Consider the following 11,952-nt stretch of genomic DNA (forward strand, 5'->3'; position numbering starts at 1 on the left):
AACCGGCGGCGGGGCGCGGCGGGGTCGCTGGAGGGCAGGCCGAGGCGGGAGAGACTCATCGTCCGGGTATACGGGCGCGGCCCGGCCGCCGGTTCAGCCGCCGCCGCGCCGAGGTCCCGGGCCGGGGCCGCGCCGGAGCGGGACCGCCCGGGCGGTGCCCACCGCCGGGCCCGGCTCCCGTACCGCCGAACCTCCCGCCCGGCCGGGGCTCCCGTACCGCTCAGGCCGCCGTCACGCCGCCCCGCCGCTACGCCGCCGCCCCGCCGTCCTCGCCCTCGGGCTCCGGCATCAGGCCGGTCTGCACCTGGAGGGTCCGGCGCCGGGTGATGTGCAGGGCGCGCCCTGGCGGCAGCTGACGCGGCTTCACGCTGCCGAACAGGGTGCCCTCGCTCGGCGGGCAGGAGAGCAGGGTGACCGGGGTGTTGACCTCCTGGAGCCGGCGCAGCAGCTGGTCGGAGTACGCGCGTCCGATGCCGTTGGCGGAGCGGGCCACGATCAGGTGCAGACCGAGCTCGGCGCCCTGGGCGAGGTGGTCGAGCACCGGACCGAACGGGCTGCTGCCGACCTGACTCGGGATGAGGTCGTAGTCGTCGACGATGATGAACAGCTCCGGCCCGGTCCACCAGTCGCGCAGCCGCAGCCGGGCCGGGCTGATCTCCTCCCCGGGCAGCCGGGCCTCCATGGCGCGGGCCGCTCCGGTGACCACCTGCCGGAGCACGTCCACGGCGACGGCGTAGCCGAGCCGGTACTCCTCCGGGACGCTGTCGTAGAGCCCGCGCCGGAAGTCGACGAGCATGATCCGCGCCTCGGCCGGCGTGTAGGCGGTGGTGATGGCGGAGACCATTAGGCGCAGCAGGTTGGTCTTGCCGCTCTCGCTGTCGCCGACCACCAGCAGGTGGGGCGACTCCTCGAAGTCGTGCCAGAGCGGGGAGATCGCGGTGTCCTCCAGGCCGATGGCCACCCGCAGCCGGCCCTCGGGCGCCGGCAGGGCGGCGGCGTCGAGCTGGAGCGGCAGCATCCGCACCTCGGGCGCGCGCGGGCCGGTCCAGTGCTCGTTGACGGCGTCGACCAGGTCCTCGACACCGTCGGTGAGGCTCTCGCTGTCGCCGATGCCGTCGATCCGGGGGAGGGCGGTGAGGAAGTGCAGCCGCTCCTGGGTGAGGCCCCGGCCGGGGACCCGGGGGACGGTGTCGGCGGCCCGCATATTGATCATGGAGTCGATCGGGTCGCCGAGCCGCAGCTCGAAGCGGGTGCCGAGCTGGTCGCGCAGTCCGCTGGAGATCTCCCCCCAGCGGCCGGCGGTGATCGCCAGGTGCACGCCGTAGTTGAGGCCGCGTCCGGCGATCAGGGTGAGGGCGGGCAGGAAGTCCATGAACTCCTGGCGCAGTGTGTTCCAGCCGTCGACCACCAGGAAGACGTCGCCGTGGCGCTCGTCGGCCAGGGCCTGGTCCCCGGCGGCCCGGCGGCGCCGGAAGGTGGCCATCGAGTCGATGCCCAGTTGGGCGAAGTACTGCTCGCGCCGGGCGATGATGCCGTTGACCTCGGCGAGCGTGCGGCCGACCCGCTCCGGCTCGTGCCGCCCGGTGACGCCGCCGACGTGCGGCAGCCCGCGCAGCGCGGACAGGGTGCCGCCGCCGAAGTCCAGGCAGTAGAACTGGACCTCCTGCGGGGTGTGGGTGAGGGCCAGGCCGGTGATCAGGCCGCGCAGCAGGGTGCTCTTGCCGCTCTGCGGGCCGCCCGCGATGCCGACGTGGCCGCCGGCGGCCGAGAGATCGGCGGTGAGCAGCTCGCGCATCTGCTGGAACGGGCGGTCCACCACACCGACCGGTACGGTCAGGGTGCCGACCGCCGGGCGCCCGTCGGGGGCCAGGCCGTGGTGCGGGGACGGCGCCAGTGGCGGCAGCAGCTCGTCCAGGGTGGGCGGCGTCTCCAGCGGCGGCAGCCAGACCGTGTGGGCGGGCGGGCCGACGTCGAGCATCCGCGCGGCGGCCAGGTCCAGCAGGGTGACGGTGCTCTCCTCCTCTTCCGCGAGCCGGGCCGCCTCGGCCGCCACCACCTCCGGGTCCGGCCGGCGCGGCGCGGTGTACTCGGTGCCGTAGGGGACGATCTGACCGGCCGCCGCGGCCTGCTGGGCCGCTCCGCGCCGGCGCCGGTAGGGACCGGAGACGTAGGCGGCCTTGAACCGGGTGAGGGTGGCGATGTCGCTGCGCAGGATGCCGTTGCCGGGCTGGGAGGGCAGCTGGTAGGCGTCCGGCACGCCGAGCACGCCGCGGCTCTCCATCGCGGAGAAGGTGCGCAGGCCGATCCGGTACGACAGGTGGGACTCCAGGGCGTGCATCCGGCCCTCGTCGAGGCGCTGCGAGGCCAGCAGCAGGTGCACCCCGAGCGAGCGGCCGAGCCGGCCGATCATGATGAACAGCTCCATGAAGTCGCGGTGCGCGGAGAGCAGTTCGCTGAACTCGTCGACCACGATGAAGAGCGTCGGCAGCGGGTCGAGCTGGACCCCGCCGGCCCGGGCGGTCTCGTAGTCCAGCAGCGAGCTGTAGTTGCCGGCCGAGCGCAGCAGCTCCTGGCGGCGGTTCAGTTCGCCGTGCAGCGCGTCGCGCATCCGGTCCACCAGCGCTGCCTCGTCCGCCAGGTTGGTGATCACCGCCGAGGTGTGCGGGAGTTCGTCCAGGCCGAGGAAGGTCGCGCCGCCCTTGAAGTCCACCAGCACGAAGTTGAGCGTCTCGGAGGAGTGGGTCAGCGCGAGCGCCAGCACCAGGGTGCGGAGCAGCTCGGACTTGCCGGAGCCGGTGGCGCCGATCAGCATCCCGTGCGGGCCCATGCCGCCCTGGGCGGACTCCTTGAGGTCCAGTTCGACGGGGTTGCCGTCCGCGCCGACACCGATCGGCACCCGCAGCCGCTGTCCGCGCGGGCGGTCCGCCCAGCTGCGGGCCACGTCGTGCTGGTGCAGGTCGTTGACGCCCAGCAGCGAGGTGAGGTCGAAGTCGGTGCTCAGCGGCTCGGAGGCGTCCCGCGCGTCGCCCAGCCGGTACGGGGACAGCACGGTGGCGAAGCGGCGGGCGGCCGGCAGGAGCAGCGCGTCCGGGCGGCCGAGCGGGGTGACCTCGTCGCGCCGGTTGCGGTCGGCGGCGACCAGGTCCAGCTGGTCGTCGGTGATCCGCAGCCGCAGCCGGAACGGCGCGTGCTGCCACTCGACGGCCCCGGAGAGGTCGAGCAGGACGGCGTTGCGGTAGCCGGCCAGCAGGGCCCGGCTGCCGGCGGGCAGCTTCACCCCGTCCAGCACGATCAGGGTGAACGGCTCGTCCCGGCCCGGCTGCGCGTCCGGCTCGTAGGGCGGGCGGTCGGTGAACTCCGGGCCCAGCAACTGCTCCAGCTCCAGCACGGAGTCGGCGACCAGGCGCACCGCGCCGGCGCCGTCCGTCTCGGTCGGGTGCAGGGCGTGCGGCAGCCACTTCAGCCACGTCCAGTGCTCGCGCAGCTCGGGGGCGACGGCGGCGGCGACGCGCAGCTCGTCCGGGGCGTGGAAGAACGCGAGCTGGGCGATCATCGCGCGGGCCAGGGCGCGGGCCGGCTCGGGGTCGGCCGGAGAACCGGCGGCGTCCGGATCGGGGGCCGGGGCGGCGGCGGGCGCGCCGATCGCGGCACCGCCCAGGGCGCCGAGGACGTCGGGGGCGGTCTGCCGCGGCTCGCCGGCGGGGGCCGCGCCGGTCGGGGCGCCCTCCTCCCCGGGGTGCTCGCAGCGCAGCAGGATGTGGGCGTAACCGCGGACGTGGACGGCGATCGGCTGGTCCGCGATCGAGCCGTAGGCGTTGATGAACCGGCGCAGCGCGTGCGCGCACAGCGGTTCGAGGTCCTCCACCGGCTGGGTGGACAACGGCGCGAGCTTGACCGCCAGGCGCTGGGCGCCGGTGGCGATCCGCACGTCGCCGAAGTCCGGGTGGGCCGCGCGCCGCTCCCACAGCCGCGAGGTGCGCACCAGCGAGCCGAGCACCGCCGGGTCGGGGTGGCGCCAGGCCAGTGCCTGCCGCTGGTTCACGATGTGGCGGCGGACCTGGCGGCGCATCTGGGACAGGTAGCGCAGGTAGTCCCGGCGCTCGCCGCGCAGTTGGCGCTTGCGGTCGCTGGCGCCGCGGATCAGCTGGGTCACCAGCATGCCGACGGCGGACAGGCCCATCATGCCCATCGCCACATAGGTGAGCGGCCCACCACTGGACTGCGGGTTGAGGAAGATCATCACCATCGAGAGCGAGCTGAGCGCCATCGGTGCCATGGCGATCACGTTGGACATGCCGCTCTGCTGCTCCGGCAGGACCGGCGGCTCCTGCAACTGGAGCTCGCCGTCCGGCATCGCCGGTCCGGGGCGCCGGGGCGGACGGTCGACCAGGACCACGCTCAACGGGGGTTCTCCTCTCGCGGCGCCGGTGACGCCGCTGGTGGCGGTGGGCCCGGCGGGCCCGGGCCTGTCTACGGACTCCCGCCCGCGGTGCGAGGCCGGGGCACGCACCGCGCCGCACTCAGGCGTACGGCCCGCGTGCCCCCGGCGGTTCACCGGGGGCACGCGGGGAACCGGGACGGCACGGCCGGTGAACCGTCCGCCCGCCGCCGCCCGTACTCCTTCAACGGGAGACCGGGCAGGCCGGGGCTCCGCGGGAGGGCGCGACAGGTGAGCGGTACCACGGTGGCGGCAGGGCTGGTCCGGCTGAGGTTCCGCGCCCCCGAGGCCGCGTTCGAACTCGCGCTCCCGGGCGACGTCGTCCTCGCCGACCTGCTGCCCGCCGTCCTCGGCTACGCCGGCTCCGCCGTCGAGGAGGGCGGCACCGAGCACTCCGGCTGGGTGCTCCAGCGCGCCGGCGGCCCGCCGCTGGACGAGGAGCGCACCCTGGAGGCGCTAGGGCTGCGCGACGGCGAGGAGCTCTTCCTCCGCCCGGGGCAGGAGGCACTGCCCGAGGTGCACTTCGACGACCTGGTGGACGGCGTGCGGGCCGGCACCATCGCCCGCGGCGACTCCTGGCGGCCCGCCGCCACCCACCACTTCGCGCTGGCCCTCGCCCTGGTCGCGCTGGCCGGCGGCCTGCTGCTGCTCGCCCTGCCCGGACCGGACGGCCCCCGCTGCGCCGCGGCCGCCGTCACCGCCGTGCTGCTGCTCGCCGGCGGCGGCGCCGCGACCAGGCTGGTCGGCGACGCGCCGGCCGGTACCGCGCTCGGCGCCGCCGGCGTCGCCTACGCGGCCGCGGCCGCCGCCCTGCTGCCCGGCGTCACCGGCCCGGCCCGGCTGCTCGCGGGCGGTTCGGCGGCGGTCGGCGCCACCGTGCTGGCGCTCGCCCTGGTCGGCGCCGGCCCGTTCTTCGCCGGGCTGGTGGCGGCCGCCGTCCTGGCGCTCGGCTCCGGCGCGCTGGCCACCAACGGGGTCCCGACGACGCACTCCGCCGCCGTGGTCGCCGCCGCCGCGGTGCTCTTCGGGGCGTTCGTCCCGGGCCTGGCGTTCAAGCTCTCCGGGCTGCGGCTGCCGGCGCTGCCGCGCAACGCGGACGAGCTCCAGGAGGAGATCGAGCCCTTCGAGGCCGAGGACGTGCTCGCCCGCAGTCTCGTCGCCGACAGCTATCTGGCCGGCTTCTTCATCGCCGCCGGTACGGTGTGCGCGGGCGCGCTCGCGCTGCTCGCCACCGCCGGTGACGGCGGCTGGGGCACCACCGCGATGTCCGCCGACCTGTCGGTGCTGCTCCTGCTGCACGCCCGGGACATCGGCGGCATCCGCCAGCGGCTCGCCCTGCTGCTGCCGGGCGCGCTGGGGGTCGCCCTGCTGGCCGTGCGGTACGGGCAGGACGCCGACCAGTCGGGCCGGTTCGTCCTGTTCACCGGGCTGCTGATCGCCGCGACGGCGCTGGCCGTGACCGCCTGGACGGTGCCGGGCCGGCGGCTGCTGCCCTACTGGGGCCGGGCCGGTGACCTGCTGCACTCGCTCGCCGCGCTGGCCCTGCTGCCGCTCGCGCTCCAGGTGCTCGGCTTCTACGGGATGATGCGCGGCCTGGCGGGCTGAGCCGGCGCCGCCGCGCGCCCCGCCCGGCGGCGAGACCAGCCAGGCCGTGACGACCCACCCGGCCGTGACGAACCGCCCGCCCCGAACCCCGTACCGAGGAGGACCACCGCATGCAGTCCCGACGCGACCAGGTGCAGGCCCACCTGTTCGTGATGAGCCGGGTCGCCGCGGGCGTCCTCCGCGCCGAGCCGGACGCCCCCGACACCCCCGTCGGCCGCACCAACCGCGGCGCCGCGATCGGCCTGGCCGTCGCCCTGCTGATCGGTGCCGGCGCCGGCGTCTACGGCATGATCAAACCCGGTGGCTCGACCGGCTGGCAGAAGCCCGGCACCCTGGTCGTGGTCAAGGAGACCGGCGCCCGGTACGTCTTCGCCGGAGGTCTGCTGCACCCCGTGCTCAACGAGGCCAGCGCCAAGCTGCTCGCCGGCGACCAGCTGAAGGTCGACCAGGTCTCCGCCCGCTCGCTGGAGAACGCCGAACGCGGCACCCCGATCGGCATCGTCGGCGCCCCCGACGGGTTGCCCGCCCGGGCCGCCGTCGGCGGCGCCGACTGGCTCGTCTGCACCGTCCAGACGGCGACCGCCGCGGCGGCCGGGCCCGCCCCCCAACTCTCCGTCGCCGTCGGTACCCGCCAGTCCGGCCGGGGCGTCGGGGACCGGGGCGTCCTGGTCGGCGCGCCCGACGGCGGTGTGCACCTCCTCTGGCACGGCCGCCGGTTCGCCCTCGACACCGCGGGCGGCGCCGCCCGCGCCCTCGGCTACACCACCGCCGGGCCCGTTCCGGTCACCGCCGCGTTCCTCGCCGCCTTCCCGGCCGGACCGGACCTGCGCGCCCCCGACCTGCCCGGCCGGGGCAACCCCGGCCCCGCGCTGGGCGGGCGCGCGACCCGGATCGGCCAACTGTTCACCGGCGCCGGCGAGGAGCGGTACGTGCTCACCGAGCAGGGTCTCGTCCCCGTCAGCGCCACCCAACTCGCCCTGCTCCAGGGTGATGCGCGGACCCAGCGGGACGCCTACGGCCGGGGCCAGGTGGTGCTCTCCCCGGTCGGCGCGGAGGACCTCACCGTGCACTCCGCGCCGCCCGCCGCCACCACCGCGCTCACCCCGGCCGAACTGCCCGCCCGGCCACCGGCGCTGCTGTCGCCGACCGCCGGCCAGGCCGTCTGCGGGGCCCTGGGCCCGGCGGGCGACGGCGGGGACCTCGCCGTCGTCGTCCCGGACGCCACGGCGGTACTCGGCCTGCCGCCGGCCCTCCAACCCGGCGTCATCCCCAGCTGCACGCCCGCCGACCGGATCGCGGTCCGCCCCGGCGGCGGATCGCTGGTGCGGGCACTGAACGGCGGGGGCTTCGGCACCACGCTCTACCTGGTCACCGACACCGGCGTGAAGTACCCGCTGGCCTCCGCCGCGGTGGCCGAACGCCTCGGCTACGCCGGGGCCGCCCCGACCGCGGTGCCCGGCCGGCTGCTCTCGCTGCTGCCGACCGGGCCCAGCCTGGACCCGGGGCCGCTCGCCGGCGGCATCGTGCAGCCGCCGGCCGCCGCCGAGGGCCGCTGCGCACGCTGATCCGCCGCGCCGCCGCCGGACGGTGAACCGTCCGGCGGCGGCGTCCCGTTCACCCTGGCGGGCCGCTCCTGCCGGCCCGTGGCACACGTCGCCGGCCGGGTGCGGCCGGCGCTCACGGAGGAGGTACTCGCGGTGGCTCAGCAGACGACGATCGACCAGAAGGTCCTGGCGGACATCAGGACCATGGTCGAGACGCGGTACAACGAGATGTCGACGACCGCGACCTACATCGAGGACATCAACACGGCCGTCCGGGACAGCTTCTCCGGCGCGGCCAGCACCACGTTCCAGAACCAGATCAACGAGTGGCTGGCGCAGTACGCGCTGGTCAAGCGGGAGTACGACGGCTTCCACGCGAAGCTCGGCGACGGCGGCCAGATCTTCAACGCGGCCGACGACCACACGGCGGGCATCGCCAACTTCAACGGCGGCGGCGCCCCCGGTCAGTACGTCGAGGACGTCCTGAACCCCCGCTAGCCGACACCGTGCACCGCTGCCGCGGACCGCGGTGGCCGGTGCCCGCTCCTCCTACCGACTCTCCGTTCGAAGGGACCGCACCATGGGCCACATGTCGCTCCACTACGCCGGCATCGACAGCGCCATCACCGACCTCGAAGCCCACGCGGCGACGATGCACAACGCGATGACGCAGCTGAAGGACTACCTCGACAGCAAGATCAACGTCGAGCTGGTGGGTGACTTCGCGGTGGCGGCCGGGGCGCTCTCGCAGCAGCTCCACAACTCCGACGAGGCGATGGGCAAGAAGATCGTCGCGGCCCACCAGGCCCTCACCGAGATCCGCAACGTCATCAAGGACGCGGACATGCGGGCCAGCAGCCACTTCGACCACGTCGCGGGCTGAGCCGGATGGCGGACAAGCCGGACGGCGAGGGCAGCGGCGGTACGACGGAGATCACCGACGACTACCTCGCGAAGTTCGCCAAGGAGAAGCTCGAAACGCTGATCACCGAGATCAACGGCAACCCGGCGATCACCAAGATCAGGTCGTACGACCACATCCCGATCCTGGCGGGCACCGACGGCATCGTGTTCACGTCGCCCGGGGCGTTCAAGACGTCCTTCACGGAGTACTGCAAGGCGATCAGTCTGCAGTTCGGCAAGCTCACGAAGCAGCTGACGACGCTGAAGGGTGACCTGGGCATGGCCGACCTCATCCTGTCGAACGGCCATGAGGAGGCCCTCACCGAGGCCCAGCTGATGTGGCTGATCAATCCCACCCTGTCCGGGGGCGGAGGCGGCGGCGGAGGCGGCGGAGGCGGCTGAGTGTCCGCCACCAGGCGGAGCCGGCCTCGGCGCGGGCCGGCCCCGCCTCATCTGTTGTAGCGCCTGGCCGCGGAGGGGCCTGACATGGGCAAATGGGAAGACATGCTCACGTTCTTGACGTCATCGAGCGACCAGGCGACGCCTACCAGGGAGTCGGTGGTCGACGACTCCAAGAAGTGGGTCAAAAGCGGTCTGGAGAAGGCCAAGAGCGGCAAGCTGGACGAGGAGATCCTGGACGGCTGGCGGGGCTCCGACGGCACCGGCGGGCACTTCGACGTCTGGGTGTCCTGGAACTTCACCTACACGCAGGGCAGCAAGACTCGCCACGGCTCGTACACCATCGGCACCAGCTACGACGTCGACGTGGTGGAAGGTCCGGAATCCAAGATCCAGAAGTTCTTGGACGGGGCCGTGGTGCTGACCCGGATGTACGGTCTGCCCGAGGAGAAGCGGGTCAACGACAGGCTGGACATCCCCGGCTTCCTGACGGTGGCCGACGACCTCAAGAACCTCAAGGCGTACGTGGCGGAGCTGGCTCCCAAGGTCAGCGCCTGGGCGGACGAGATCGGCTCGCCGGGCAGCGACTGGCAGGGCAGCGCCGCGGGCACGTTCCGCGGCCTCCTCCAGGCCTTCGGGAACGAGGTCGAACGACTCCACCGCGAGTTGGAGTCGGACGTGGAGCAGTCCCTGCGGACGTGTACCTCCGGTACGAACGCCGCGCTGATGTACATGAACTACGGCTGGACCGACTACCTCAACTCGCGCAATCGCTGGGGTGGGTTCGCGCTGACCGACGCGGTGCTGGCGGGCCTCGCGGGGGCGACGGTGGAGATCACCACGAAGGACATCACCGGCAAGGGGACGTTCCACGACGGCGCGTACAACTACGGCGGCACGTACGATTCGGTCACGGGCAGCGTCAGCAGTGGTCAGACGGCGAACTCCTTCGACTTCAAGGTCAACCCCGGGGCCTTCGGGGACCCCAAGACCGTGGCCTTCTGGGAGAAGGTGGACCACGAGGCGCGGGTGATCTGGCAGGACAACGTCGTCAAAATCCTGGATGTTCAGGCCAACAACGCGCAGATCATCGTCGGTGGCCAGTACGACCGGGCCAAGATCCTGCTCGACGCCCACGTGTCGGACCTCACGCTGCGGATGCCCATGCCGGCCCCGCCGAAGACGGACGATCCGACGAAGGACGGTCCGGGCACGGACGACCCGACCAAGGACATCAAGAACGACATCGGCAACCCCAAGGTGGACGACATCACCGGCGGGGGAGGCCCGGGGCCGAACATCAAGGACATCACCGGTGGCGGGTCCGGCACCAAGGACCTGGGCGGCGGTGACAAGACCGGTGACTGGAACCTCACCGGCAACGGTGGCGGCTCGGGCACGTCCGGAGGCGGTGGCACGGGATCCAACGGCGGCCTCGACCTGATCGGCGGCGGGACCGGTGGGAACAGTCTGCTGGGTGACAACTCACTGCTGGGCGGCGGCGGTTCGAACCGGCCGGTCACGGTGCCGCCCGGCTCCGTGATCACCAAGGACGGCCGGATCGTCGACGAGAACGGCAACCCCGTCCTGGACTCCAGCGGCAACCCGATGGTGGCCGGACCGAACTACACCATCGGGCCGGACGGCACCCTGCGCGACGACAAGGGCAACACCGTCTCCGAGTACCGGCAACTGCTCGCCGACCGCTACTCCGCGGGCAGCGGCGGGGACGACCTGCTGACGCCCGGGAACTTCGGTCCCGGCGGGTTCGCCTACAACACGAGCGGCCTCGGCGGCTCCTCCGGTTCGGGCTCGGGCGGCCCGCTCAACCCCGGTGGCGGCCCGGTGATCACCGGTATGGGCGGTGGCCTGAGCTCCCGCGCGCTTGCGGGAGGAGCCGACCCGAACTCCGTGAAGGCCGCGGTCGACCAGGCCAACGCGGAGCGGATGGCCGCCGAGAAGGCCGCCAAGGCCGCCGCCCAGGAGCAGGCCCTGCTGACCGGCCGGCAGACCTCCACCAGCTCCAGCGGCATGCCGCCGATGATGCCGCCCGGCGGCGGGATGGGCGGCGCCGGCCAGGGAGGTCCCAACGACAAGGACCGCCGGCGCACCACCTGGCTGGCGGAGGAGTATCTCCCCGGGGCACCCTACCCCGGCGCGGGGACCGGGTTCTGGGCTCGGTATCCCACCCGGTGGCCCGGCCGGCCCCCGGGCGGCCCGGCACACCGGCCTTTGACGACACGACAGGAAGCGACACATGAGCAACCCCTTCGCGGAACAGATCGCCCAGGCGATGGCGGAGATGCAGAGCGAGCTGGCCAGGGCCGAGGAGATGCAGAAGGAGATGAACGAGCTCACCGCCTCGGTCACCTCCAAGGACCGCATGGTCACCGTCAAGGTCGGCTCGCAGGGCCAGGTCGTCTCGATGACCTTCCACACCAACGGCTACCGCGAGATGGCCCCCGCCGAGCTGGCCAAGGTCCTCACCGACTCGCTCAACGAGGCACGCGCGGCCGTGGGCGAGCAGGTCGCCGAGCGGATCGGCCGGTTCGACGGCATGGGGGAGACGCTGCGGCTCTCCATGACCGGCGGCACCGAGCTGGACGAGATCCTCGAACCGCTCTGGGCCATGCGCCCGGGCTACGAGCCCGAGGACCAGAAGAAGAAGACGGACCGCCAGGAGGAGTTCCATGGCTAGCACCACCGCGAAGACCGCCGAACTCAAGCAGAAGTTCGGCGAGTTCTTCGAGCTGAAGGACATGGTCGACAAGGTCCTGCACCACGTCGAGACCATCAATGCCGCGAATCTGCGGGTCGGCGGCAACGACGAGATCGGCAAGCAGTACCACGAGCAGGTCGACGACGGCACCAAGAACCTGTACGACCTGATCCTCAAGATCAAGGGAACGATGGGCTCGGTGGGCCAGAACGGGGAGGTGCTGGCCGACGCGCTCGACCGGGCCAACGACCACTCCCACGAGATCGCCAACGGGTTCTGAGTCCGGACCCCCGGGCCCCTCCGCGGGTCTGCGGAGGAATCGGCCGCAGGACCCCCGACAAGCA

Annotated in this window: 9 protein-coding genes; 7 read left to right on the plus strand and 2 right to left on the minus strand. The window is 73.4% G+C overall.

Going from position 1 to position 11,952, the window contains the following annotated elements:
- Nucleotides 1–247 precede the first annotated feature (247 nt).
- A complete protein-coding gene (eccCa, locus tag ACFXHB_RS15390; RefSeq protein ID WP_380574727.1) occupies nucleotides 248–4,354 on the minus strand; it encodes a type VII secretion protein EccCa in 4,107 nt (1,368 codons plus the stop codon).
- A gap of 315 nt (nucleotides 4,355–4,669) precedes the next feature.
- On the opposite strand from eccCa, the gene eccD reads away from it, so the two are divergent.
- The 5 genes from eccD to ACFXHB_RS15415 all read left to right on the plus strand — a co-directional run bounded on the left by eccD (nucleotide 4,670) and on the right by ACFXHB_RS15415 (nucleotide 8,892).
- Complete coding sequence (gene eccD / locus ACFXHB_RS15395; RefSeq protein WP_380574651.1) at nucleotides 4,670–6,043, plus strand: type VII secretion integral membrane protein EccD; 1,374 nt, start codon at nucleotides 4,670–4,672, stop codon at nucleotides 6,041–6,043.
- Between the two features lie 110 nt (nucleotides 6,044–6,153).
- Entirely contained in the window at nucleotides 6,154–7,608 is a 1,455-nt protein-coding gene (gene eccB / locus ACFXHB_RS15400; RefSeq protein WP_380574653.1) for a type VII secretion protein EccB, read from the plus strand.
- Between the two features lie 132 nt (nucleotides 7,609–7,740).
- Entirely contained in the window at nucleotides 7,741–8,085 is a 345-nt protein-coding gene (locus tag ACFXHB_RS15405; protein WP_380574654.1) for a hypothetical protein, read from the plus strand.
- A 91-nt stretch (nucleotides 8,086–8,176) separates the two neighbouring features.
- Entirely contained in the window at nucleotides 8,177–8,470 is a 294-nt protein-coding gene (locus ACFXHB_RS15410; protein ID WP_380574655.1) for a hypothetical protein, read from the plus strand.
- Between the two features lie 5 nt (nucleotides 8,471–8,475).
- Nucleotides 8,476–8,892 carry a hypothetical protein gene (locus tag ACFXHB_RS15415; RefSeq protein WP_380574656.1) on the plus strand — a complete coding sequence of 139 codons (417 nt, stop codon included), beginning with the start codon at nucleotides 8,476–8,478 and terminating at the stop codon, nucleotides 8,890–8,892.
- 120 nt (nucleotides 8,893–9,012) lie between these two features.
- On the opposite strand, the gene ACFXHB_RS15420 is transcribed toward ACFXHB_RS15415, so the two are convergent.
- Nucleotides 9,013–10,026, minus strand: coding sequence for a hypothetical protein (locus ACFXHB_RS15420; RefSeq protein ID WP_380574657.1), 1,014 nt, complete (start codon nucleotides 10,024–10,026; stop codon nucleotides 9,013–9,015).
- A 1,207-nt stretch (nucleotides 10,027–11,233) separates the two neighbouring features.
- On the opposite strand from ACFXHB_RS15420, the gene ACFXHB_RS15425 reads away from it, so the two are divergent.
- Nucleotides 11,234–11,587, plus strand: a complete 354-nt coding sequence (locus tag ACFXHB_RS15425; RefSeq protein WP_380574728.1) for a YbaB/EbfC family nucleoid-associated protein — start codon at nucleotides 11,234–11,236, stop codon at nucleotides 11,585–11,587.
- Nucleotides 11,580–11,888: a hypothetical protein gene (locus tag ACFXHB_RS15430; RefSeq protein ID WP_380574659.1), complete on the plus strand. Its 309-nt coding sequence runs from the start codon at nucleotides 11,580–11,582 to the stop codon at nucleotides 11,886–11,888. The genes ACFXHB_RS15425 and ACFXHB_RS15430 overlap by 8 nt, the downstream gene beginning before the upstream one ends.
- Nucleotides 11,889–11,952: the final 64 nt, after the last annotated feature.

Source organism: Kitasatospora sp. NPDC059327, assembly GCF_042752535.1.
GTDB lineage: Bacteria > Actinomycetota > Actinomycetes > Streptomycetales > Streptomycetaceae > Kitasatospora.